We start from the raw sequence: 24,722 nt of genomic DNA, 5'->3' as shown, positions 1-24,722 counted from the left end.
TGCTTTAGGACCAAACATGATCCTCTATAAGACGATTGCTTTGCAGTTTGGGCGCTTCCTCGAGACTGGGCGGCCCGGCAATGAATTTGATCTCGTTGGCCGCAACGTTCCTACCGAAGAAACCCGGGTCAATCGCCGGGCAATCCTTAGCGAGCTCGGCGGGGCTCGCATTTATCTGCTCGATCATCGCGCCGCAAACTATCTCGACAGCTTGCGCATGGATGTACAGGGCATGCCTTGGGAGACTCGACAAGAGTCAGAGATCGAAGCCTATGTCCGCGAGGTAGATTTTCCGCGCGAACTTGTCTGGGTTGAATATGACGCCCGACAACTCTGGGTGGACCGCGTTGCCAGGGGTCTGACCACGATGGCGCGTCTTGACCTGCGGCACTTCTCCCAACGAGGCTTCTTGTTCGACAACCGGTCGGACGGCGCAATGACCGTACGGCTCTTTAACGGTATGATGGACCGCAGTTTCATAGAGCCGCTGGCAACTCTTGTTCTCAGAAAGTCGAGTGGTCGCCCGGAGTTCACCGACGCAGTTTGGCAACCCCAGATGAACGTCTTGATGGCGCATGCCCGAGGCGACACGGATGAGCATGTCAAAGACGTGCAGGCTTTGCTCGAAGAACACAAAGGGCACGTCAGCTATGAGTTGGTGATCGGCTTCATGATGTTCGCAGCCTTAGCCGCGCGCGAGGATGATCTTCTGTCCGAAGAAACACCAAGTCTTTCGCCGGAGCAGACGAAGACCGCCCGAAAGTTCGGCAAGACTTGGATGACGGAGACGCTCCGGTCCCATCTTACCATCCGCATCGGACCATCCGGCGAACGGCACCTCGTTGAGCGCGAAGCACGGCGTCAATTCGAAGCGGCCCGGGCTTCCGGCCGCGCGACACCGACCGAACACTGGGTGAGCGAGCATGAGCGGCGCTACTCCAGTGGCAAGGTCGTCCGAGTTCGTGGACACAAGCGGGGCATTGTTGCAGACAAGACTTTGCCAATTAGAGTGGTTGGCCCGAAGTTAGAGCTCTGATCAGGAATGATTTTGCCCTGTGATCTCGGCCGGGTTGGGAGTGCCCGAGCATAATTGAGTGCTGGACACTGGCCGTTTCGAATAATTCGAATATTGCGCTTGCTTCGATTGCATGGCACACCCATCTCTAGATGGACGCCGAACGGCGATGCAGGAGGGCAAAATGGCGGCATTGCACAAGGAGCGGTTCTCGAACCGGTTACCCACGAAGGTCGAGATCAACAACGCAGATCAACTTCGTCACATCATCGCTTCGCAGGTGACCGAGGGCCAACCAGTCGACCTCTCGCTCGCCGTCGATGGCGGCGAGACGCGCAACATCACGCTTATGCCGGCGCTCACCGATACCTTGCTGGATATTCTGCGCCTGATTTCAACTGGCCGCGGGTTTCGCATGATCCCGGTCGAAGCTGAGCTCACGACGCAAGAAGCGGCAGATATGCTGAATGTCTCCCGGCCCTTCCTGATCAAGTTGCTCGAAAAGGGCGACATCCCGTTCACAATGGTTGGTCGCCATCGTCGTGTCCGGGCAGAGGATCTTTTCGCCTACATGACCGAACGCGACCAGGCCCGATCCAATGCCCTGTCCGAACTTGCGGGGCTGGACGCGGAGGGCGACCTGATTTGAGCGGCCCGATGAACCGATACGCGGCTATCATCGATGCTTGCGTCCTTGGGGGTGGCCTCAAGCGGAACATTATTTTGAGTTTGGCCGAGGCTGGCTTGTTTCGACCCTACTGGTCCGCGCGCATTCTGGACGAGACCGAGAAGGCGATCTTGGCGATCTCAAAAGGCACGGCTGATCCTGGGCGTCAGCGCCGCGCCATCGAAAGGGCATTTCCAGAAGCGATCGTTTCACCGAGCGAAAGTGCGAACCTGTTTGGTTCGCTGCCCGATCCCGATGATGAACATGTACTGGCTGCGGCCATAGCTGCTCGCTGCGATACTCTAGTAACTGACAACCTCAAAGATTTCCCGCAGGACGTACTTGATCGTTGGGGCATCGAAGTCATGTCGCCCGACGACTTCATTACCAACGCAATGGATTTGGATCACGCCGTTGCAATTGGCGCGCTGCGCGACATGCGCGCACGGTTGAAAGATCCGAAGTATACGGTTTCCGCACTGGTCCTGAAACTGGAAGGGCAGGGATTGTTGCAAACAGCCGACTTTCTGCGCGAGTATGAAAACCTGATTTGAGCTGGACTTTAATGGCTTGCCGCCGCAACGGTCCAGCAAATCGCAAACTGCCGAAGATGTCGCTTCCCTTGTCGTCCACTTCAATGGCTGCCCCATGACCAACTCTATTAATTTTCGACCGCATCCTGGAGTCGACTTGGTGCAAACAAGTGCGCCGATGCTGCGCGCGTTTCAGACCATCGCGGCGTATCAGGTTGAGCATAGTGAAATCAGACTGACCAAATTAGGTGCGTGGAACCGGCACTGCATTGATTGGGTCGTGCGGCGTATGAATTTCCCGAACTGGACTGCCGAAAAGCTGTATTCTGTCAACAAGGTGCTCGATGAATACGATGTCCCGCCTTTGGAGTATTTGCGCGTCCTCCTCACATCCTTGCGCCTTGGGCGCAAAATGGGTGGTGGCTGGCGGCTAACAAAGCCGGGCATGACACTTGTGGCAGACCCAGAGGCGGCCTTTGTCACCATCGCGCCAGCGTTTTTGTTTCGGTTTGACCATTCCGAAGGCATGCGCACGGGTGAGGCGCCTGGCGGAGACTTGGAATTGTGGTTGCAAGCAGTCAACCGGATGCCGCAGGATGGCTTTACGCTGCCTGAACTGGCGAACTTCCTCTATGGCCCCAGTGCAGGCGGTGGATGGCGTGGTCCGGCGGGCGGGTTGTTCAGCGCAGTCGCGATGCCACTTGAATGGGTGGGGCTGCTAGTCCGGACGGGTGGTGGCGGCATCGAGGAAATGCTCTGGCGCAGGTCACCGCTTTGGGCTGCAGGGCTGGATTTTCAACATCGGACGATAGCTACGAATGTGGTGACGTTTCCCTCGAGGGGATGACACCCTTTAGGTTTGCCTTGGAACACCGTGTGGGCGCGCGTTCTGCACTTGATATGGTGGTGATGGTCGGTATGATCACTACATGTTTGATTCAGGTGTCCAGCTAGAAATCTTCCCGACGACGCTGGATCTGCGTCGTATCGACTTGGCCCTTAACATGCGGCGTTACTACCGATTGAGCGTTCAGCGCGACTTGTTCGGTCGTGCCTGTCTCATTCGTGAATGGGGAAGAATTGGCGCACGTGGCCAATCCCTGATCGAGAGCCATGAGGACGAGGGCAGGGCGATCACTTCGCTGATGCGGCTTGCCGCTCATAAGCAGCGGCGGGGCTATCAGCGGTAGCAGGCCGCGCTTGGTCGATTTGTCTGAAGGTCAGGGCAATGAGCAATAGAACTGGTTTCTATAACTCAGTGCATGGCCCTAGCATGAGCGATAGATATCATCGTCCTTGATTTGACCAATAGCCACGCCGAGCAAATCAACGTGCCGCGACCCGTCATCTCGCGCCGGCAGTCGGCCATTCATGTTGTCGCTAGGCCCTTCGATCTGCTCCTGTGGTTCGATGTCCTGATGAACGCGCATCACCTTCTTTCCAGCCGGGCAGGGGTATCGACCATCCCCTACACTCTTTGCAACCCTACGGTCACAGTCGGGACATCGGCACATGGCGTCAGGGCGAACCGGAACCACCATCACCAATATGCCCTCCAGATCGCAGCAAGCGACACGGCCTCACCGGTTTCGCGGGCCGGTGCTTTGGTCTGCCCATCCTGGCGGCCTGCCTGTCGCGCAGGACCCACCTCTACCCATCGGATTGGCGGTGCATTCGGCTTGGTCGGTGTTGATCTGGTTTCTCTCTTTCCGGGCTCTTGGCCTTCCGGGTCTGACATCGCCGGGGAAGGGTGTCATCGTTCTGCCCTGCCGCTTCCTGTGATCCCAGCTCAGGCACCTCCCTTCGACTGACAATCCCCTAAGCCTGTTCAGCCTCTGGCTCGCAACCCCGCTCAGGCCCGGGCCGTGTTGGTCGCGTGCCGCTCCCAGCCCGCACCACCCCCGCCTTCGGGGGTTTCCGGTGGCGAAAGGGCCACCGTGCAAGCCTCAGCCGACAGGCTTCTTTCGGGTCTTGTCGAAGGGATGGTCCCTTCAGCCAGATACAGGAGCTTCAAATGCAGAACATCGTCATCCTCGCCGGCAACATCGGTCAGTCCCCGGAAGTCCGCACCACGCAAGGCGGGACCAAGATCACCAACTTCACCCTCGCCACCTCGCGCCCGCGCCTGTCCGAAGGCCGGGTCCAGCGCGACGAGAACGGCTACCGCGTGATGGACACCGAATGGCACCGCATCACCTGCTTCAACGGTCTCGGCAAGACGGTCGCCGATAACTGCGAAAAGGGCATGAAGGTGATGGTCCACGGCCGCATCCACTACACCAAGTGGACCGATGCCGCCGGGGTCGACCGCTACGGCTGCGAGATCATCGCGGAGAAGGTCGACTTCCTGAGCCGCCCGAAGGCTGGTGAAGGCGAAGACCCTGAACTGGTCGACCGCGAGGATCAGTTCGCGGGCTGAGACCCCGGAGATCCGACCCGGTGGCGCAAGCCGCCGGGTCTCTTCGTTTCGCCAGCGGGCGGGCGCAGAAGCCAGCCCGCATAAAGACGGCGGATAAGCTGCGCCGCGCCAACCCAATTCACGTTTGGGTCAACTCAGACAAGACCAATGCCTTCTTTGCGCGCCGCTTGTTAGGCGTGTACCAGACGGTCTTGCGTTCGCCTGTTTGGCTGAACTCATAGGTCACCCCGAGGATCCTCGCGCGATGATCCGGATCGACCATCCATTCGACGGGTGTGCCGATGTCAAATTCAGACGGCGGGATGGTCCGCTTGAGGGCAGGGGCTTCTGTGCTGGTCATTGTTCGTCTCCCTCGTTTGTTGTCTGAATTTTTGCCTTGGCCAGTGCCACGTCGAAAGCCTCCTGGAACCGGGCGCGGTAGGCGGGGCCCATGGCGCGCGCCAATCCAAGAATGCCAAGCGGGTCATGGATTTTCGCGAGGTCAGCTGCGAACTGCGGGCGCAAGGTCAAGGTCACGCTGGTCGGATGCTTGCCCCGTGCGCCGCGGCACTCTTCGACCTCCGGCATCCCATCCCGTTCCCAATCGTCGAAGACCTGATCGCGCAGACTCTGGGCAACGCGACGGATCAAAAACTGGACGGTGCAACGCGCAGCCGTGGCCCACTCTTCTGCCAGCCTTGCCTGACGGGTGGTCAGCGACAATGAGACATGGACAACATGCCCGCGCGCAACTGACCCAGTTGCAAGACCAGCCGCCTTACCATCCGAAGCCCTCTGGGTATTGAAAACCTTCTTCTCGTCCCGGGACTCTTCTTTGGACCCAAAGGGTCTGATGCTGACCTCGCCTGCGTCGCCACCTGGCGTCGCCGCCGCCGCCGCCGCAATCGCGGGTGACGAAGGGTCTGTCTCGGTCAATGCATCAACCGATGTCGGCGGCACCGGGATTGCCCGACCAGCAACATCACTCGCACCCAGATTCCCACCAAAACCCAGCTTGGCCGAAAACCCTATGTCCTGCCGGATGATCCGCATCATGTCCTTGCGCTGCGCCATCATGCGATCTCCGCCGGATTGAGGATCAGCTGGTCGATTTCCTCCAGAAGGTCCGCTGCCTCCTTCACGGCACTCTGGACATGTGCAGCAAGCGCCCGGTTTGGCGTCTTGTCCGCGATCACCCCGAGAAGCCCTTCTCTGTCCATCCGAACATAAGCGGCGCGGCTACCAAGATAGATCTCAAGGGCAGGCAAGGACTGGAACAGCTCTTCAGCCACCGCCCGCTCGGTCTCTGACACCCGCACAGGCACACGGTTGAGCAACACAGAAAACCCTGCAAGCTCGCCCGGCTTTTCCACCCGGCCGCGCAGCTTGAGGTACCAGTTGGCCGTTTCCAGCGTCTCGCTGAGATCACCGCGCGACAACATCATCGGGCAGATGATCCGGTGAGCTGCGACCGCCAGAACGTCTTGCGCTTCAGATCCGCCGCCGAAGGTGTCGATCAGGATGAGGTGCTCTTGATCGGGCTGTTCATAGATCTGCCCGATTGCTTCTGCCACCCGGAGGGCGTCGAGCGTGTGGATCACCTCAACCAAAGGGGACCAGTTGCCGGCCTCCTTTCCCGCCTGCATCCACGTGAGGCAGGATTTTGAGGCATCGGTGTCGAAGATCGTCACCGTCTCGCCCCGTGCAGCCGCAGCAGAAGCCAAGGCGCGACAGAGGGTGCTCTTGCCCGATCCCCCCTTGCGGTTCATCACCAGCACAACACGTATCCCGTAACCCATACCACCTTCCTCACTTCTCCGAGTGCGTTTCTCACAATGCGGAACGCTTAAATCTATTATCTTAACTCACATCGCTTTAATCTGAACGCCGATTGCGGATATCAGAAACCGGCTTACGCAAATCATATTGCGCAAGGCGTATCTCTTTAATCGTTTGTCTGATTACTGGATGCGTATGTCTTTTATCTGATCGCGCAATGCGTGTATCACAAGGCGGAACCCCGAACACACATCCCTGATGCCACAAGACGCATCCCACACTTCCTTTCTCCGGAACCTGAACACTGAACGACAGGCTCCGCACGGTAAACAAAACAAGGCTTTAGGCCCATAACGACAAGGAAAATGCGCCTCTGGCCATGTGGCTGGGGGTGCGCGATCCCTGTCTCACCTTGTGTGTTGCGCGATCAGCGAAACGCATTCGGTGGCGGGGGAGTTACCCAAGGTCAGCACAATCTGCAAGAGCATAAATCGCGCTTAGATTGCACTTGAAAGGGAGGTGAAGGAAGGGGTAGGAAGAGTGGCAGGAAATGCGATGTGTCTACAAATAATCGGTAGCAGAAGTTGGCGGTAAAATCAGATCTTCGCAAAACAAGACTTAAGTCACGGTCCAAGGATTTGGCGAAGGCTGGCAATGAAGTTTCTGATTCTGCAGTGCAGCAAGGGGCTGGGCGCGGACGGCCTCGGTCGGAGGACAAAGGACAGGTCGTGAGCTGCCGGTTGCCCGCCGATGAACTTCATGCTTTCGATGCGCTCTGCACCCAGCTTGGCGCAAAGTCCCGGTCGGACGGGGTGCGATCAGTGGTGCGGATGGCCTCAGGTTTCCTCGAGTTCAGCCGGGAGGACAGCGCCAAGCTCGAAGAAATCCGCTACGAGTTGGGCAAGATCGGCACCAACGTGAACCAGATTGCTCTGGCTGCGAACCGGGGCAGAGCGCCGATGGTCAAGGCGCAGTGGGCGTCGGTGGACGAGTTGCGGCGGTCGTTGCCGATGGTGGCGAAGGCGCTGAGCCAGATTATCGCCGAACGCCGGCGTCAGGGCGTGGCGCTGTTCCGGAAATTTGTCGAAGCTCAGGAGGGCGCGCGCCATGGTTAAGCTTGGGTCGCGCCCCATCGGGGTTGCCGAGGCCGTTCTCGGGGAGATCAACTTTCTGCGGCCGCAGCAGGGCAGAGTGAAGGCGGGCAGTTCGTCTTCGCCCAAGCGCGGGTTCAGTTTCTCAACTCGCGCCAGCCAGCTGTGGCGGTTTTCGCTGGGCTCAAGCGCGGCGATCCTGAAGAAAATCGGCAAGGGTGGCACGGCCAATGCCAAGGAGTTGGCCGCCCAGATGGACTACCTGTTCTCGAAGTCGGCCTCGATCTTCGGCAACGGGGTCGTGCTGGATGCCGACGCCAAGGGTCTGACCAAAGATGAGCGGAATGACATCGTCGGCGACTGGGTCGAGGATTGGCGTGGCTCACCCAAGAACGGCCACACGACACATCTCTTGATGAGCTTCCCGTCTCATATCCGTCCGGAGAAGGCAAAGCTGATTGCCGAGGCCTGGGCCTTCGAGATGTTCCAGTCGGGCGAGCATCAGGATGATGTCTGGTCCTATGTCGCTGCCCTGCACACCGACAAGGCGCATCCGCATGTCCACATGGTGGTCAACAACCGAGGCACGGTGAATGACAGCTGGTTCTTCATGGCCAAGGAGCATGCCTTCAACCTGGAGGTTATGAAGGAGCGCATGGCGGCAATTGCGGCCGAGGAGGGCGTGTTTCTGGATGCCACTTCGCGCGCCGAGCGCGGCTTGCTGACATATGGGCCATCACGGGCAGAGATCGAGCGGGCGCGGGCAGAGGGCCGGGCACCCGAGGAACGGCCGCGTGAGGGCAAGGCGCTGGACGATGCGTTGGCCACGATGGCGCGCACGGCGGATGCAATGAGGAGCCTGAAGCATGTGGCGGCACTGACCGGGCTGCCGGAGATTGGCGAGAAGATTGCCAAGGCGGAAGAAGCCCTGCGGCGGGGCGGGGTGTTGCAGCCATTTCCGGGCGATACCGCGACGGCTGAGCGGGCCGATCTGGACCGGCATTTCAGCGGGTGGATGGCAGAGGCGGAGGGCAAGATCCGAAAGATGCCTGTCGCCGAGCGCAAGGAAATGCGGGACGAGCTTTATGGCTATGCCGTCGACATTGCGAAGGGGTTGGGGGACGCCCGCGGCGCGCAACTGCTGCAGATGCTGCCGCAGACCAAGCTTTACGCGACGGGTCTTGAGGGTGACCGCCTGACACAGGGCAAGGAGGCCGTCGAACTGCAGCTAGGTGCCGCCGACCGGCTGAAAACAGATATCGTCGGCAAGGCAGTTTCCTTGGGTCTCAGTGGTGACCGGATGGCCGAGCGTCTGGAGACAGGGGCCGCCAATGCCTGGGAAGAGCGCGATTGGGTGCGCAGTGACTTGGCAACCCTGTCTGGGCGGCGGCATGCCGATCTTCGAAATCCGGATCAGAGTCGGAAGGTCGTAGATGGTCTTGAAGGCTTCTATGAAGCGGCGGCCAAGCAGATCGAGCATTCCCGGGCGCATGAAGTCGTTCCCGAAAATGACCGGTTGCTGCGCGCCCTCGGGTCGATGGGCCGCATCATGCAGGCGGATGGCAAGGTTGAGTTCCGGGGAGATGCCCATGCTGAGCGGTTCGCTGATGAGCTGCGTCAGCGGTATGGCACCGGGGTTGTGGCAGAACTGGCCAGCGGGCGGACGGATGCGCTAGCTGGTGATTTCGATGACGCAGACCAGCGGCAGTGGATCGCGCGGGCGGTTGTTTCTTCGGCTAAGTCGCATTTGGCGCTCGGGCTGACGCTGAAAGAGGCACTGCACGCTGAGCGGCTGCTCGCATCCACTCCTGCTCGGGGCGAGCACGATTGGGAGCGGTGATTGCGCTCAATGTCCTCATAAAGGTAGCGCTAAGGATTTTAGCACGTGCCGTAGTAGCCGCCGGAGTATCGGCAGTATTCTGTGGCAGCGCCGGAACGGATCATCTCTGCAGCAATGTCTCGGCCGTTGGGCAGCAGGCATTGGGCAACGAGGCGTCCATACCGATCAACGTCCAGAACAGCGCAACGTAGATGCTTCCCGGATATCAAACTGCGTAGGGTCGACGTGGCGGTTGAGCCGCCCTGGTGGTTCCATTCCGGTGCATCGAGGCCCCAGACACGAATTCGACGCGACTCGCCACTCAGCGTGAAGGTGTCTCCGTCCAGAACCTTGCTGACACGTGCTTCAAAGATGGGTGCTTCCTCGGCTCGAGCCATCCCGCCCACAAGGAAAAGTAAACCAATCCCGATTGCCACCGATGAGGGAATGCCAGCGAGATCGGCGCGACGAAGTCTGAAACGGCTCAAGTGTCTATACATGCGACCATTATCGCTCGGCTCGTCATATCACTGCAAGTTGCTTCCTTGATGGAAACCAGGACAAAACAGGTGTGGGTGGCGACGGCGGGCTGACGGATGCTTGCATCAGGCACTATCCAGCGCCACCAAGGGTTCGGCACGAGGGCATGCTGTTTAGCTGAACTGCTCAAGTTTTTGGGGCGGCAATCATGCCGTGACTTCCTGACAAGTCAGAATGGCATTGGTAGGTTGGCCCCACAAGTCACGCAGTCCAGGATGGTGAACAATGGCGAAGAGCAGGATCGATGAGGCATTGGCCGCTCTGAAAGCCGCAGGCAATGACGGTTTCGGGGCGCGCCCGGAGGTTCTTGAACGTCTCGGCTTGGATCTACTGCATCGACCGGCTCTGGGCGGTCAGATCGTTGCACGAATTTGCGCCATCGCAGAGCCAAGCCCACGCGACGAGGGTTTGCTCGACCTTCTAGGAGCAGGACTTGATGCTGCCCGCATCGCCCGTGAAAACGGCAAAGTACGTGGCCAAGCGCTTATCGATGCAGTCGAAGCGGCGCTTGAACTAGCACGCGGACAGGGCCGGATGACATCCGCGCATAGTTTGCTCTTTGCGAAGCTTTGGACCCGAAATGGCTTGCCCGCGCCGGCTGCTCTCGCACTTCAGGCCGAAGAGGTCGTTCCTGCTGCTGGTCGGCGCGCGTCCAATTCTGCTGAAGGTGATGTTCTGCTGGAAGGACTCTTTGCCGAACTTATCCAGCAGGCGGAGGGCGAACCACTTGCTCTGCATCACGCGCTGACCGAGAGCTTCCCGGCGATGCCGCCTGAAATGCGTGATCATGTCGTGGCCTATTCGGTCGGCCGCAGTGATCCCATCCATGCCGAACTGGCCTGTTATTGGTTGCTTGACCCAGCACAGCACATTCGTCTCACCGCAGCACAAGGCCTCGCCCATCGCCTTGCAAGTGCTGAACTGCCTGGGCGAATTCTCGCGTCACTGGTCGTCCTGCGCAGCTGGATGCCCGACGATGCGGCGCGTGCAAGGGTGGACACCATTCTCAAAGCGGCGATGCGTAAGAGCGTCGCACCTTCGACAGATCAGGTGCCGTGGACGATGCACAGCATCCGCGCGTCCTTGCCCGATGGCGGAGGGGCTCAGAGCATCGGCATTGCGCTACAATCCGGTACGCAGCGCAAAATGGCGATGCTGCTCCTAAAACAGGGGCAGGGTGTGAAAGACGCATATACCATCACCTGCCGAACAGCGCGGGACCAGAAATCTATCGTTGAGCGCATGACCGAAGAGGTCGGCGCTTTGACGGTTACATCAGACTATGTGCGGCGTGCCGTTTCAATTGCGCTGGCAGATGGTCTGGCCCAAGGTTTGCCGCCCGTTCCGGGGCTGATCGAGGTCGTCCGTCTTTGTGGATTTGCCGGGTTGCGGCCGGATGTGAAATCGACACCGGACCTCATCGCTGATCTCGCGTCAACGCGAGCCGTGCAAGCGCTTCCGCCGTGGCAGCACGGGGATCTGATTACCGCCAGCGAGGAATGGTGGGATCGTCACGAGACCATCGCAAGCTGGTTCGAAGACAGCGATGCAGCGCATTCCGTTCTCGACAAGGCGCGCAGCGCGAAATCTGCCGAGTCGGCACTTTGGAAATGGTTGGAGACCCGACGCGATTGGTGGGCACGCATTCTGGCCCGAGCCGCAGATGTCCTGGAGACGGCCAATCACCCGGATGCGACCGGTTTTGCCGCCTGCGCCATGGCTTTGCTGGAGGGTCGTGATCTGAAGAAGATCCCGGTCATGCTTGATGTGCATGAACAGACCATTGAAGCCTGGGTCCGAGATGATCCAGACTTCGATCCGGGCCTGACGTTTGAAGAACTGGCGCACGAAGCACCTGCGCCCGAAAGGAAGGGTGAAGTCGCAGCGCTCTTACGGGGCACCGAGCTTTCGGTGGACTGGCTTGACGGCTACATGACCGGCATAGTGATCGCGCCGAAGATGATCATGCCAAACCAATGGTTGCCTGCAGTTTTGGAGCCGGTCTTGCCACGGATCAACCCGTCGCAATTCCAGCGTTTCATGGACCTTCTCATGATGCGCGCTCAGACCGTCTCGGATGTTGCCTCTGTCCCTGACCAACTTGTCGCCACGATATCCGGCCGCTCGAAGAAGGGGCAGGCGGAATGGTGGAGCGGGTTTTCGGATGCCATGGAGAAGTTTCGGAGCGCATGGCCAAAGAAGGGTATGACCAAAGAGGATCGGCGGCTTTTTGAGATTGTCACCGGTGGATTTACAAGCGCGGACATGACGGAGTTTGCGGCTCTGGTCGGGCATCGCCAAGAGCGCAATCTTGGTTGAGGAGGATATTCATGGGGTTCGATGAGGGCGGGGAGCAGCCTGACCGCAGTGCGGTGTCGCAGTTGCGGCGGACCAACGCCAAGCGAGCAGCCTAGTGCCCACCGGCTCGAGACTTTGACGATAAAATTGGCATATCGGCACGCCTAGCACTGCCCGATCATCCCCGAGCCCGTTGAGCTTGACACTTGGGTGTCGAAGCGCCACCTTTAGTTGCAGGAGGTGCCCCATGGCTCAGTCTGTGAAAATTGCTGACGACAGGCTGGTCGATGACGCGCGGGTCATGGCAGAGCTCCAGAGCCGGTCTTTGGCCGGGCAGATCACGCACTGGGCGCGCATCGGTCGCGCCATCGAGCGGTCTGGCCGGTTCGATCATGTTAGGCTGTCGCGGGTGCTGGCGGGCGAGGCTGAGACGACCGCCCTCACACCCGAGGAGAAGGCGGTTTGGTCGGAACGTTTCTTGGTTAAAATGTCGGAACCCGGACCCGCAGAAGAGGCCTTTTTCACCGAGCTGCGCGTCAGCGGCAAAGCGGTCGGTCTTGATGCTTCCGGCAAACTCATCGCCGCAGAAGCGCAAGCCGAGGAATGAGCCCCACTCTTATTCTGCTTGCAGGGCCAAACGGCGCTGGTAAGTCGACGCTCTATCAGACCCGCGTGGCGCCTGCTTTTGCAGGAACTTTCATCAATGCCGACATCATTCAGCGCGAAGAGCTTAGAGATCCTAGCCCCGAGGCCGCGTATAGGGCAGCGGAGATTGCAACGCAAAGACGAAGCGCGATCCTGGCCGCTGGCGGCGATTTCGCGACCGAGACGGTGTTTTCGCATCCATCAAAGCTTGATCTCGTAATTGAGGCGCGCGCCTTAGGCTACACCATCTGGGTGATGCATGTGGGCGTGGACAGCCCCGACCTCTCGGTAGCGCGCGTCGCGCACCGGGTCGGAACTGGCGGCCACGACGTGCCCGAAGGCAAGATTCGCGAGCGATATGACCGCTCGGCACCCCTCATCCGCGAGGCCGTGCACCTTGCCGATATTGGCCTCGTCTACGACAACTCGGTTGCGGGCCGACCCCCGAAGCTTGTTCTAACCTTTGAACGTGGCCTTCTGGTCCGGGTCAGGCCCAATCCATCGGTCTGGATCGGCAGAACCTACGCCGCAGATATTTTGGGGGCGAGCAACATCGAGGACACTGAATGAAATCTTTAAGGATAGGCCTGAAGCAGGCTGACCGCCTGGCCAGCATGCCAACAGATGATAGGCGTGCGTTCATTTCGGAAGGTCTGACGATTATTTACACGAGTGCAATCAGTTTCTGGGAAGGTGCCCGACTGCTCAGTTCCCGTACGCGTGAAGCAGATGTACTGGAAGAATACGCCACCGAAGAGGCGGCAAAGATTTTGATTCTTCTTGACGTTTTTCGCGCACCACCCGCACGGCACGGGGACGTTCTACGCCAACAGCTGAAACGGTTTTACAGTCACCACGACAGATTAATCTATGCTGAGGCCGTAAAGTGGAAGCCGATGCACAGGGCACAGCTCCAAGAATATCTTGACCATACACGGAGAAGCCACACGCTTGATGGCCCTGCAGGTGAGTTCATTTTGCCAAACGGACCCGTCTTTGAGCGTGAGAGAAAGCTCTATGCGGATGTGATCGCCTATGAGGATAGGGCCATCCATTGGAACGACCCTGTCGGATCGGGTGCTGCGAAGGGCACCCTTCCTTTCTTCGACCATCCGCCTGCAATTGTGAGTCTGATCATATCGATGTCTCGAATTGGCCTGCTCACTGTGGAGGGCGTCAAGGCCATCGAGGAAACATGGGGCAAGGTCGATTTCATGGATACGGATGGCGCGGTGCTTGCGCGCGACCTCAGCCACCAAACGTTGATTGAGCTAGAGAAGAGCGGCAAAATACCTCAGGACGCCCAGCCAAATGACGTTTGGCAGGTCAAAGATGCTTGGCCGTTTCCAATGTGGAGCATGGATCTCAAGAAACTGGATGTACCACTGGCGGAGATGGAGGAGGAGCGCGACAGGGGCCGTTGGTCTGAATATAGTGATCCGGGATACTAAGGGCAGGTTGTCAAATGCGTGATGGAGGTTTCCCGGTTGACGATGAGGACGTGCTTGAAACCATGGCCCGGATGCTGGCCGCGGCGGGAGAGACCGAGGCAGCAAGCCTGATCCGAAGCGGCCGCTGCAAGTTTGAGTGGGATCACAGGGACAACTGGAACGGCGGAACGGACTGCTATGTCCTTCGCATCGCGATTGCCGCTGAAAATTTCGTGGCTATTGGCGATCGCAAGACAGCACTCGAAGGAGTCATAGTCAAGCGCCTGGAAGAAGCGGCCAGTCAGTTTGGTACTGATTGGTACTCCGTCGCCTTGTCACCAATGATCGTCTCCATGCCAGGCCGCCCGGATCTGGAAGGTGGGCCGGTTTCCTATTCAGTCAGGCGCGCCATCATTGATCTGCTGCGACAGGAAGATGTCCCTTGGCGTGGCGAATTATCGGATGTCGATTTCCTTGCACCGGTATTTGACCTTGATGTGATGCCGTCTCACGACAGTCGATTCAAGACAGCCGGCCAAGACATCTGGCAGCATAGGGTCAACAATCCCGAGGATTGGCCAGACGACTGGATTTTCACAGATGAGCGGTTCAATTTGCTCGGAGGCCCCGACGTAACGTTTCTGGCCTTCGTCGAGCGTCTGGTTGCACCAAAAGTCAGACCGGATCGGAAGCTGGCATCCGCCATGGTGCAGCGCATGAACGAGGAGTTGCGACGCACAAGTTGGACTTTGGTCGAGCGAGAAACCCTCGCGGGCGATATACGCTACCGAGCCGAACCTTTTGAGCCGGTGCTGCTCCGATCCCTTCAGACCATGCGGGCGTCCGCCGCCATCCTTTCAAGCAGCTGGATGCATCAAGAACTCGAACGTATCGAGGCCGCTATCGACACGGACCCGGCGTTGGCCATCGGCACGGCAAAGGAAATGGTCGAGACGTGTTGCAAGCATATCGTTGACGCATTGAACATCCCGTTGCCCGCCAATCCTGACATGCCTGACCTGACGAAGGCAGTTTTGAAGGCACTCAAGCTTGTACCAGAAGGAATATCGGACGAGGCGAAGGGTGCAGAGACAATCAAGCGCACGTTGAGCAGTCTAGGGCAGATCACCAAAGGCCTCGCGGAGCTGAGGAAGCTCTATGGCACTGGCCATGGGCGTTCGTCGGTACACCGTGGGCTGACGGCAAGGCATGCTCGACTTGCCGTGAACTCAGCATCGGCATTTGTGGAATTTGTCTCATCAACGTATCTGGCGCGAAAAACGCCGATGCCGCAGGACAAACCGTAACCGGCCGGTTCCCATCACTCCAGAAACCTGGCACCAGTTTAGGCCCATCCCCCAAGCTCAGCAGCGACCCCGACGAAATAGCTCGGGATGTGCGCTAGAACCGCGCGTACGATCTCCTCTTGCTGGCAGGCTGCACGGACGCCGTCCCGGTCGACGACATCTCCCCAGACGAGCCCGAGAGTACTCGCAACGTATCGATCCGCGAACCCGGCCTCGTGAAATGCAATCGCCGCGCGATCGGTCAGGCCGTACTTGATCTGCTTTTGCAGCAGGCTGGTGCCCATGTGCAGTGCGTCGTCCAGTTCCTCGGTCAGATCCGCTATCGATGCCGCAATCATCGCAACATCGTAGCCAAAGCCGCTCTCACACAACGCAACAGCATCTTCGACGGTGACATGGTCACGCCCGACCTTAACTCTTGCCTCAGCCAGTGTGTCGAAGATCACGGCATAGGATCTACCCGCCACCCACTCTTGGAGAGCACGGGGAACTAAATCCTGAATGCTGATCGCCTGGATCGCGCGGGACGTGGAGAAACGGAGCGCCAACGGAGAAATTACGGCAAGCAGCCGGTTCTCCTGCACTGCCGTCTGCAAATTCTCGAAATTCTCATTGAGCCAGTTTGTGAGTTCGGCAACCGCTGCCGGTGGCAGGGGCGAACGTCGAATGAGCGCGCGTTGGTCGCCATCGGTGTTGACCGCGACCGACTGCGTGTTTCGCGTGATGGCGGGCACTGATTTCAGATGATGGCGGGCACCCGTTTCGCGCGATGACGGGCAGCTATTTCACGCGATCGCGGGCAGCGATTTCGCGTCATCGCGGGCAGGCCTGGTCGGCAAAGAGAGGATAGAGCTGCGCTCCTTGAAGAGAGGGGGGCAGGATGCCGACGGGACGACTGAACATGCGGCGGATACGCGATGTTTTACGATTGAAGTTTGGCCAGGGCCTGAGCGAGCGGCAGGTTGCCGCCTCTCTGGGGCTGAGCAAGACAAGCGTTGGAACTTACCTGCACCGGGCGCGGCAGGCGGGTCTGACCTGGCCTTTGCCACAGGGTCTCGACGATGACGGGCTGGAGCTTTTGCTGTTTCCCGCAGCGCCAACCGTGCCCGCCCCCGAGCGGCCGTTTCCGGATTGGATCAGCATCGACCGAGAGCTGCGCCGTCCCGGGGTGACCCGGATGCTGCTGTGGGAAGAATACCGTGCGGCCCATCCGGCAGGCTTTGGCTACACATGGTTCTGCACCCATTTCGACGCCTGGAAAGGGCGGGTTCGCCCGACGATGCGGCAGACCCATGTTGGCGGCGAGAAGGTCTTCGTCGACTTTGCCGGCGACACGATCGACGTCATAGACCCGGCAAGCGGTGAAGTGCAGCCCATGAAGCTGTTCGTCGCCGCGATGGGCGCATCGAACTACACCTATGCCGAAGCGGTCGCCTCGGAGGGCCTTGAAGACTGGATCGGTGCCCATGTGAGGCTGTTCACCTTCTTGGGTGGCGTGCCCAAGGTGGTCGTGCCCGACAACCTGAAGTCGGCCGTGCTGAAGCCGGACCGCTACGATCCCGGACTGAACCGGACCTATGCCGAGATGGCGGAGCATTATGGCACGGCGATCCTGCCAGCCCGGCCTCGCAAGCCCCGCGACAAGGCAAAAGTCGAGGTTGCGGTGCAGGTGGCGCAACGCTGGATCCTGGCGCGGCTGCGCAACCGGCGCTTCTTCTCTCTGGCGGAGCTGAATGCCGCGATCCGGCAGTTGTTGGATGAGTTGAACATGCGGGTCATGCGCGGCTACGGCGCCAGCCGGGCCGATCTCTTCGCGACGCTCGATCGGCCGCATCTCCAGCCGTTGCCGCAGGCCGCTTATACCTTCGCGCGATGGAAACGCGCCCGAGTGGCGTTGGACTATCATGTCGAGGTGGACAGTTCCTGGTATTCCGTGCCCTTCGGCCTGATCCGGGAAGAGGTGGATGTTCGCATCAGTGGCGACATCGTGGAGATCTTCCATAAAGGTCAGAGGGTTGCCAGCCACCTCCGCTGCCCCGGACGCCGCAGCCATGTGACGCTGCCCGATCATATGCCCTCGGCCCATCGGCGGCACGCCGAATGGACCCCGGCCCGGATGCTGGCGCAGGCCGCCAAGCTGGGACCGTCGGTCACCGCCTTTTGCGAGGCGGTCATGACCGCCAGGCCACATCCCGAGCAGGGCTTTCGAACCTGTCTCGGGGTTCTGGCCCTGGCCAAAAGCTACGACGCCACGCGCCTGGATGCCGCCTGTCGGCGCGGCCTGACCATCCAGACCCGATCTGTCGCCTCGATCAGGTCGATCCTGAAGAACGGGCTCGACCGGGCCTTCCTTGAGGACCGACCCGAAGACCGCCCCCTGCACCACGCCAATATCCGTGGGCAGGGTTATTACCACTGAGAAGGAGAAGACTGATGTTGACCCACCCCACTTCCGAGCGCCTCACCGCGCTCGGCCTGGCCGGAATGGCACGCGCGCTGGATGAGCAGCGCCGTGCCGGCCCCACCTATGAAGCACTCGGCTTCGAGGAGCGTCTCGGCCTTCTGGTCGATCGCGAGGCCGCCGAGCGCGACACCAAACGCCTGACCGCCCGCCTGAAGTTCGCGGCCCTCCGGCAGACCGCCAGCGTCGAGGATCTCGACCTGCGCACACCGCGTGGCCTCGACCGCGCCGTCATGGCGCATCTGATCGACGGGGGGTGGACCCTTCGGCATGAGAACCTGCTGATCACCGGCCAGACCGGCCTCGGCAAAAGTTGGATCGCCTGTGCCCTCGGTCACAAAGCCTGCCGTGACGGACGCAGCGTCGTCTACCACCGCGTCCCGCGCCTCTTCGAGGCCCTCGCCCTGGCCAGAGGAGACGGGCGTCACGCCCGCATGCTCAAAGCCATCGCCAAACTGGACGTGCTGATCCTCGATGACTGGGGTCTGGCCATCCTCGCCCCATCGGAGCGACGCGATCTGCTGGAAATCCTCGAAGATCGCCACGGCCGTGGTTCTACCATCGTCACGAGCCAACTCCCGGTTGAGCACTGGCATGAAGCCATTGGAGATCCCACCCTGGCTGACGCCATCCTGGACCGCCTCGTCCACAACGCTCATCGCCTTCAGCTCTCAGGCGAAAGCATGCGCCGAAAAGTCACGAAACCCCTTGACCTCGGCCATCAGGCCTGACTCCATGAAGCCGTCGATCAGCCTGCCCGCGACCGCGAAATGGCTGCCCGCGATGCCGTGAAACAAGCGCCCGCGATCGCGCGAAATCACTGCCCCAATCGCGCGAAATCCGCAACCGACACCCCGATCGACCGAAACACTTCGACGAGACGCATCCGCGTCTCTTCGTCAGCGAGGTGATAGGCCAACGTATTGGCCGCAAGTTCAGTGGTGCGCTCTGCGGCGTCCTCTCCTTCAGCAAAGGTCATATTGGCAACGAGGAAAGCGGCAACGTTCTGTACTGCGCGGGCGCGGCCTTCGATGAACCCGCGAAACTCCCGTTCGCTAATATTTGGTTGAGCCGCGAGTGCCGCGGCCACTATCTCATTGATCCGGGGGGCATCGGCGAAGACGAGATCGAGCCACTCCGGCGGGATTTCCTGAACAATCGGCGGCTGACGCTGCTGGTACGGATCAAATAGCGAGAGGATCGAGCTGCGCGACGGTTCGGAGTTTCGAGCATCAAGAAGTTCAATGGCGCTGTTCCAGGTCCTTCGGCCGAGAAATTGCTGTCGCTGATCATAGATCGACGGGGTCGAGAAGATGACGCTGCCTTCGGTATGCATCCCGGCGCGACCTGCGCGGCCCATCAGATTATGGAAGTCGCGCACTAGGATCTGTTCCCTGCCTTGGCGCGTCGAAGTGACAATCAGATATTTGAGCGGAAAGTTAACGCCCTGGGCCAAGGTAGAGGTGCAAATGACGAACTTTGCCAAACCCTCTTTCATGGCATGTTCGATCGCAAGCCGGATGCCTTGCGGCGTGTCAGCATGATGAGCGAATAGGCCAAGAGCCGCCGCGCGGGTCGCAGATGCGCCGGCTCCCAGCTCGAGTTCGCAGAGCGCGCGGATCTTCTCTACTTCGGCGGCGTCCGAGGTTTCGATCGGCCATTCGAGTTCGACGCCGCGATCAACGATTTCGGCGGCGCGCGAGCAGATTTTGGTCACGCTGTCTTTTCGACCGCAGAAGATCGCAACACTGCCATTGCGTACGACGTGCAGGCCGAGGAACAAACCGACGTCACCGCCGGTCTTCTCTGGAAATCTGCGCTGTGCAGTTTCCCTGCCGCGGAGCGGCAGAGCGATATCGGCGATGATGCGCGGCACGAAGTATTCTCGCTCGGCCGGATCCTCCGGCTTCACATATTCGAGCCGCCCGCGCTGGTCCTGCCAACTCGCGAACGCGATGCTCTTGGTTGTCGGCAGCAGGCCCTCGGCGCCGACAACCGCATCGGAATCGCCGACCAGCCATGCGGCGACATCTGGCGCGTTGCCGATCACGGCGGAGATCAGGACGATCTGGGTTTCGGTAGGGAGCGACATACGCAGCGACGTGAGGAGGAGTTCGTAGGTTGGCCCCCGTGTCATCCCGTCGAATTGATGCCCTTCGTCGTATATCACCAGACCGATCCGCTCGGCTAGTTCGGGCGCGCGGCGCAACATGTAGAGGAGCTTTTCGGGTGTGACGATCAGCACTGAGTCTTCCGCGAACAGCGCATCGAGAGCGAGGTCGAACTGATAGGCGTCCGATGCTTCGTCCAGCCGCACATTCTCGCCGGCAAAGGCTGTCACCAAGTCTCCACGGATGTCGTGGCAGAGCGAACGATAGGGGGCGACAATAACGGCAAGGTGTGCTCGACCCGATAGAAAGGCCGATCGAATGATGATTTCTGTAGCGCGGGTCTTGCCTGCGCTCGTCGGCATCTGGATGACCACGGAGCGACCTGCGAACACGCCAGCATCCGCGATCCGCTGCTGGGCGGGCCAAAGCTCGATCGGAAAATGCGGCTTTGCGAGCGCCGGGCGCCAGATGTCTGGCGCCATGCCTGACGCTGTTGGCAGTATTGTCCGCGCGGCGTTTCTGAGCTTGAGCGCACACAAGGCACCCACAACGTCGGAGTAGAACAATTCGCGCGGGGAGCCAGATCGGTGGAAATAACCACGGAATGCGCGGCAAACCTCAGCGATGTCACCTGTTTCAGCCTCAAAGCTGAAATAGCCGCCCAAAGCCTGCAGGAGCTGGTTCGTCACCGCTTGATGAGCGTGAGGCCCGTCAATGGGAAAGAAGCTGTTCTTGAGGATGCTGTAGACAAGATGGCCGAGGCCGCCCGCGAGGCCAAGATCGGGCGCAGCCATGTGTCGTATGATTACGGTCGCGCTGCCGACATTCCCAGCGATGTAATAGGCCGCGGCACACAACAAAGAAAACTCGGTGTTTAGGTCAGCATCGAGTTGCGCGTTCAGATAGGCATCGAAAAAAATCGAGGCGAAGCGCAGCACGCCTTGTGGATCTTCGTCCAACTCGCCCCAACCGAGCGGCCGGGGAAGCGTAGCCGGTGCCACAGCCACGCCTTCAAGCGTGTCAGCAACAGCTGCCGCAACGTCACCCAAAATGCCGATAGCCAAAGGGAAGAGCATCGATGGGTCGCGCGGCAGCGCATTAAAGTCCGCCGGCGCAACGCGGAATTCGTGCATCTTTGCCCGTGCTCGCGTGGTGGACAGGATGGTAAGCGCGGTCGCTTCAGGCCTCATCGGCTGCCCTTTCGTAAAGCGCGTGCACTAGCTTCATCAGCGACGGTCCGCGGATCACCAGAAGGCGCAGATTCTCTTGGTTGAAATGAACCGCGCCGTCGGTTGCTGTAAAATCAGTCCCGGCAAACACGGCCTCATCGAGAATGGCGGCCGCACCGTTTATACGGCAAAAGGGCCGGTCGGCTTGGTTCTGAAAGCGCTCGACCTTGCGAGCATCTCCCATCTCGCCTCGATCGAAGAAGCGCCGTTTGATGGCATTCAGGCTCATGCCCTCCCGTAGTCTGTCCTTAATGCTGTCATTGATCGCATCCTGAAGCCGATTTGCGTCGGTCGTCGACATCCCGGATTTGGACTCGAAGATAAAAAGCTCGTCGGCCGGTCCAGGATTTTCCTCGTTCGCGAACTTGAACCCGATGACATCGCACCCCTTTGTCGAGTCATTTCGGTTCCAGCGGTCCTGATAACGCAGCTCGCGCGGGCACCAGTATCCCAGAAAATATTGAATGAAGTCGGCGACGATGATCTCGCCAAAGTCTCCTGATCGGAGACTTGGCCCAGGTGCCACCTTCGCATCAGGGAAGAGAATCGTTCGCAGAAAAGTGGCGTGGTCGAGCCCGGTGCCGCCGGCCATGAACGGCAAATCAGAATCGGAAATATAGTGTTCGCGAAAATGTTTGGACCATTCCGATAAAACTGCGGCATCTTCTTGTGGATTGAGCGCCCAGATTTCGATTTCGCGGCCGCACGCTGTCGCCTGACGTTCTCCGGTATCGATTAGCCAGTTCAAATAACCCGGTGGTGCCACGAACAAAAATCCTTTGCGATCGATGTGCTGAGATGCCTTTAACTGGTTGCGGAAACAAGCAAGGGCCCCCTTGTTGAGAGTCCTCGGTAGCTTCAACGCACCCGTCGATCCGTCTTGACGCCATACCTCCCTTTGTCAATCCGTCTTGCCAACGGTCCGATCGCGGTTCCACATGTCGGCCAGTGAGTTCTCGCCCGTCGAAAGCATCCTGTTTCCCGACCATCATAGAAACCATTGGCTCAAGGGCCGACTATCCCTTTGATGGATGAACCGCGCTTAAGGTTCAACCGGCCTTCTTGAGCAGGCTCATGGTTTTTCCGTCGATGCGAACTTCCACTTGGCCGCGCGCGACATAGGGTTCGATCTGTCGGGCAAAGCGAGGGACAAGTTTGTGCGAAGCAGGGAAGCGATGCCAGCGTCCTGATCTGGCGTAGGCATCATTGAAACCACTGAGGGTGCGGAAGCTGCCCGCATTCTGAACGGCTTCTGTCCCTGCCTCTTGCCTTACACCGCATCAAGAGCTTAAGTCGGACAGACACCCATGACAGAACCTTTGCGGGTTTTTGTCCGTGGTGTGGCCCTCCCAAAGGGCACTCTGCCTGATTCGGACTGGGGTCCTTCGTGATGCGCACAATGGCACCTATGCGTCTTGTGCCTGAAGCTTGAGGGTGAACTTGTTCATCCGGGCTACCGAGATTGCTGCCGGCGGTTTCAGGACTTCGAGATTCACTTGGACTTCAACGGAGCGCTCGGATTGTTTCGTGATCTGAGGAGCTTGAGCATCTGCCGCCACCGTTGGTATTTGCCGTGTAGCCTCCTCCCGCGCCACAATCTCCGCCGCCAGTTTCGGTTCAAGCTCCGTCGGTGCTTCTTCCTTCACCTTCTCCGGCTGCACAAAATCGACTACCATCTTTTCAGCCAGCCGCCGTTCCAACGCCTCCATCCGTTGGGTCAGGACCTGCACGTCCGCAGCTTCCTTGGGCGGATAAGGCAGGGCACCCTTCTGGGCATCAAACAGCTTCTTGAATGTTGGGTCCTGGAAATAGACGATCCGGTGGACCAGAAGCGGGTTCTGCCTCTCCGGGATGAGGATAGCCTGATCCGGGTTCAATCGCCGCACCTCGTCCGGGGTCAACAGCGGCCGTTCCTCCATCCGCCGACTGACTGATCGGCGCTGCATGAAATCCCGATCCCGCGAGACGCTGTCTGACACCGATAGCTTCGTCGTCTTGCCCAGAGCGTCCGAAATCTCCCCCGCCGTCTTTTTGTCGTTGGCGGCTAGATAGAGCTTCATGCCGGCGGCGGACTCGAGCGACAGGCGGACGTTTTCGCCGTAGATATTGTCGAGACCGGGGATCGACTGGGTGATGATCGACACGCGCGCGCCATGCCCAGCGAGCTGTTTCAGGGCCTGCTCGACAATGGGCATTGGCCCCAGTTGGTCGAACTCATCCAGCATGACCATAACGGGCCAGGGCTCTGATTTCGGGTCGGGGAGGGTGGAGCGCATGGTGGCGATGAGCTCGCCGAAGAACAAGCGCACCAGAGGCGACAGGGTGCGAATGTCGTCGGCATTGACCACGACATAGATCGACATCGGTCGCTTTCGGAGATCGGCGAAGGAAAAGTCATTGCCGGAGGTCGCGCGATCGACGGCTGGGTTGTTCCACAGTGTCATGCCCGCTCCGCCAAGGACCGAGGCGTGGGAGGACAAGGTCCGGTCAGAATAGCCCGCGAACTTGCGGAAGGTCTGAGCCGCGTTGGGGTGTTTCACTTCTTCGGCATGCTCGCCGTAAACCTCCTGGGTAGCACCCCGTCCAAAGAGGATGCGGCTGATCTCGCCGATCGTGGGTCTGCCCCGCTCAATGGCCAGAAGGCCAGCGGCCACGAAAAGCTCACGTCCCTCGGTCAGGAAGTCACCAGCCGTCCCCTTGTCCGAAACCGTCAAGAAGTAGTCCGATATCTTGGCCAGCTCCGTGTAGCGTTGTTCGAGATTTTCAATGCGGGCGACGCGCTCGAGCGGGTTGTAGCGATGGGTCGGATGTTCGAAATCGAAGGGTGAGAAGCGATAGACCGCGTCGCCTTCGGCCTGGCGGTGCCGGGAAGTGGCCTCGAAAATCTCGCCCTTCACGTCGAGGACAACGATGCTGCCGTTAAAGAGGAGGGTGTTCGGGATGACATAGCCCACGCCCTTGCCGGCCCGCGTAGGTGCCACGACGAGGCAATGCGGGAATTTCTGGAAAGTGGCGCTGACATACGGCGCGGTCTTGGAAGGGGCCCCGAGTTTGCCGAAGACCATTCCCGCCCCCAAGGGCTGCAGAAGGCCATTGGCTTTCATCTCCGCCTTCGACTGGAACTTGGCCTGACCGTATTCGGTGAGCTGTTGGCGAAAGGTTAGTGCGACGGCCGCAACCGTGAAGAGCACGGTGGACGCGCCGACGATTTGCCAAGGCAAGACCCAGGGCACGGAGGTCAGCCGGGCAAAGCCGGGAAACTCAGCTATCAGGACAAAGATGCCGGTCGCATTCGGATCGCGCCCCAAGATCAGGTTGAGAACGAGCCCTCCGGCGATCAGACCAACCAGCAGGCCGGACGTGAGACCAAGGGGAAGCAGCAGTGCAATGCGTTGCATG

General features: G+C 59.7%; 23 protein-coding genes. 15 read left to right on the top strand and 8 right to left on the bottom strand.

Translation table 11 applies throughout. The features are described 5' to 3' along the window. The first annotated feature begins 16 nt into the window (after positions 1-16). The 6 genes from HYN69_RS19680 to HYN69_RS19655 all read left to right on the top strand — a co-directional run bounded on the left by HYN69_RS19680 (position 17) and on the right by HYN69_RS19655 (position 4,634). On the top strand, positions 17-1,036 hold the full coding sequence (locus tag HYN69_RS19680) for a hypothetical protein (protein WP_108437602.1): 1,020 nt from the start codon (positions 17-19) through the stop codon (positions 1,034-1,036). A gap of 148 nt (positions 1,037-1,184) precedes the next feature. After that, a complete protein-coding gene (locus HYN69_RS19675) occupies positions 1,185-1,664 on the top strand; it encodes a helix-turn-helix domain-containing protein (RefSeq protein WP_230426606.1) in 480 nt (159 codons plus the stop codon). Further along, positions 1,661-2,236, top strand: coding sequence for a PIN domain-containing protein (locus HYN69_RS19670; RefSeq protein WP_108437601.1), 576 nt, complete (start codon positions 1,661-1,663; stop codon positions 2,234-2,236). The genes HYN69_RS19675 and HYN69_RS19670 overlap by 4 nt, the downstream gene beginning before the upstream one ends. 94 nt (positions 2,237-2,330) lie before the next feature. After that, positions 2,331-3,062, top strand: a complete 732-nt coding sequence (locus HYN69_RS19665; protein ID WP_159082591.1) for a hypothetical protein — start codon at positions 2,331-2,333, stop codon at positions 3,060-3,062. A gap of 82 nt (positions 3,063-3,144) precedes the next feature. Beyond that, complete coding sequence (locus HYN69_RS19660; protein WP_108437599.1) at positions 3,145-3,405, top strand: WGR domain-containing protein; 261 nt, start codon at positions 3,145-3,147, stop codon at positions 3,403-3,405. A gap of 824 nt (positions 3,406-4,229) precedes the next feature. Next, the gene (locus HYN69_RS19655) at positions 4,230-4,634 is read left to right on the top strand and encodes a single-stranded DNA-binding protein (protein ID WP_008030505.1); all 405 of its coding nucleotides are present in this window, start codon (positions 4,230-4,232) and stop codon (positions 4,632-4,634) included. A gap of 118 nt (positions 4,635-4,752) precedes the next feature. On the opposite strand, the gene HYN69_RS19650 is transcribed toward HYN69_RS19655, so the two are convergent. The 3 genes from HYN69_RS19650 to HYN69_RS19640 are packed head-to-tail and all read right to left on the bottom strand — an operon-like array spanning position 4,753 to position 6,412. Then, positions 4,753-4,974: a hypothetical protein gene (locus HYN69_RS19650; RefSeq protein WP_108437598.1), complete on the bottom strand. Its 222-nt coding sequence runs from the start codon at positions 4,972-4,974 to the stop codon at positions 4,753-4,755. After that, positions 4,971-5,690: a hypothetical protein gene (locus tag HYN69_RS19645; protein ID WP_108437597.1), complete on the bottom strand. Its 720-nt coding sequence runs from the start codon at positions 5,688-5,690 to the stop codon at positions 4,971-4,973. The genes HYN69_RS19650 and HYN69_RS19645 overlap by 4 nt, the downstream gene beginning before the upstream one ends. After that, a complete protein-coding gene (locus HYN69_RS19640) occupies positions 5,687-6,412 on the bottom strand; it encodes a nucleotide-binding protein (protein ID WP_108437596.1) in 726 nt (241 codons plus the stop codon). The genes HYN69_RS19645 and HYN69_RS19640 overlap by 4 nt, the downstream gene beginning before the upstream one ends. Positions 6,413-7,120: 708 nt before the next feature. On the opposite strand from HYN69_RS19640, the gene mobC reads away from it, so the two are divergent. Continuing rightward, positions 7,121-7,507, top strand: a complete 387-nt coding sequence (gene mobC / locus HYN69_RS19635) for a plasmid mobilization relaxosome protein MobC (protein WP_159082590.1) — start codon at positions 7,121-7,123, stop codon at positions 7,505-7,507. Beyond that, entirely contained in the window at positions 7,500-9,323 is a 1,824-nt protein-coding gene (locus HYN69_RS19630; RefSeq protein WP_108437594.1) for a relaxase/mobilization nuclease domain-containing protein, read from the top strand. Before mobC ends, HYN69_RS19630 begins: the two co-directional genes overlap by 8 nt. Before the next feature lie 38 nt (positions 9,324-9,361). Here the strand turns inward: HYN69_RS19630 and HYN69_RS22005 are convergent, their stop codons facing one another. After that, the gene (locus tag HYN69_RS22005; RefSeq protein WP_407925267.1) at positions 9,362-9,700 is read right to left on the bottom strand and encodes a thermonuclease family protein; all 339 of its coding nucleotides are present in this window, start codon (positions 9,698-9,700) and stop codon (positions 9,362-9,364) included. Positions 9,701-10,067: 367 nt separating this feature from the next. Here HYN69_RS22005 and HYN69_RS19620 point away from each other — a divergent pair, with 367 nt between their 5' ends. From HYN69_RS19620 to HYN69_RS19600, 5 genes are all read left to right on the top strand, one after another. Continuing rightward, the gene (locus HYN69_RS19620) at positions 10,068-12,161 is read left to right on the top strand and encodes a UPF0149 family protein (protein ID WP_108437592.1); all 2,094 of its coding nucleotides are present in this window, start codon (positions 10,068-10,070) and stop codon (positions 12,159-12,161) included. Between the two features lie 226 nt (positions 12,162-12,387). Next, entirely contained in the window at positions 12,388-12,747 is a 360-nt protein-coding gene (locus HYN69_RS19615; protein WP_108437591.1) for a TA system antitoxin ParD family protein, read from the top strand. Then, positions 12,744-13,355 (top strand): zeta toxin family protein, encoded by a 612-nt coding sequence (locus tag HYN69_RS19610; RefSeq protein WP_108437590.1) that lies wholly within the window; start codon positions 12,744-12,746, stop codon positions 13,353-13,355. Before HYN69_RS19615 ends, HYN69_RS19610 begins: the two co-directional genes overlap by 4 nt. Beyond that, positions 13,352-14,236: a hypothetical protein gene (locus HYN69_RS19605; RefSeq protein ID WP_108437589.1), complete on the top strand. Its 885-nt coding sequence runs from the start codon at positions 13,352-13,354 to the stop codon at positions 14,234-14,236. The genes HYN69_RS19610 and HYN69_RS19605 overlap by 4 nt, the downstream gene beginning before the upstream one ends. Positions 14,237-14,250: 14 nt before the next feature. Then, complete coding sequence (locus tag HYN69_RS19600) at positions 14,251-15,522, top strand: abortive infection family protein (protein WP_108437588.1); 1,272 nt, start codon at positions 14,251-14,253, stop codon at positions 15,520-15,522. A 38-nt stretch (positions 15,523-15,560) separates the two neighbouring features. Here the strand turns inward: HYN69_RS19600 and HYN69_RS19595 are convergent, their stop codons facing one another. Continuing rightward, a complete protein-coding gene (locus HYN69_RS19595) occupies positions 15,561-16,256 on the bottom strand; it encodes a hypothetical protein (protein WP_108437587.1) in 696 nt (231 codons plus the stop codon). 146 nt (positions 16,257-16,402) lie between these two features. Here HYN69_RS19595 and istA point away from each other — a divergent pair, with 146 nt between their 5' ends. Together istA and istB are read left to right on the top strand one after the other, a co-directional pair. Beyond that, a complete protein-coding gene (istA, locus tag HYN69_RS19590; protein WP_108434414.1) occupies positions 16,403-17,941 on the top strand; it encodes an IS21 family transposase in 1,539 nt (512 codons plus the stop codon). 14 nt (positions 17,942-17,955) lie between these two features. Then, a complete protein-coding gene (gene istB, locus HYN69_RS19585) occupies positions 17,956-18,714 on the top strand; it encodes an IS21-like element helper ATPase IstB (protein WP_108434714.1) in 759 nt (252 codons plus the stop codon). A gap of 86 nt (positions 18,715-18,800) precedes the next feature. Here istB and HYN69_RS19580 read toward each other — a convergent pair whose 3' ends face one another. The 3 genes from HYN69_RS19580 to HYN69_RS19570 all read right to left on the bottom strand — a co-directional run bounded on the left by HYN69_RS19580 (position 18,801) and on the right by HYN69_RS19570 (position 24,721). Then, positions 18,801-21,284, bottom strand: coding sequence for a DEAD/DEAH box helicase (locus tag HYN69_RS19580; RefSeq protein WP_108437586.1), 2,484 nt, complete (start codon positions 21,282-21,284; stop codon positions 18,801-18,803). Then, entirely contained in the window at positions 21,274-22,089 is an 816-nt protein-coding gene (locus HYN69_RS19575) for a Hachiman antiphage defense system protein HamA (RefSeq protein ID WP_108437671.1), read from the bottom strand. Before HYN69_RS19575 ends, HYN69_RS19580 begins: the two co-directional genes overlap by 11 nt. A 640-nt stretch (positions 22,090-22,729) precedes the next feature. Continuing rightward, complete coding sequence (locus HYN69_RS19570) at positions 22,730-24,721, bottom strand: type IV secretory system conjugative DNA transfer family protein (protein WP_108437585.1); 1,992 nt, start codon at positions 24,719-24,721, stop codon at positions 22,730-22,732. Position 24,722: the final 1 nt, after the last annotated feature.

It is taken from the genome of Gemmobacter aquarius (assembly GCF_003060865.1).
GTDB classification, from domain to species: domain Bacteria; phylum Pseudomonadota; class Alphaproteobacteria; order Rhodobacterales; family Rhodobacteraceae; genus Paragemmobacter; species Paragemmobacter aquarius.
The sequence above is the reverse complement of the archived record's forward strand: the minus strand, read 5'-3'. Positions and strand labels throughout refer to the sequence as shown.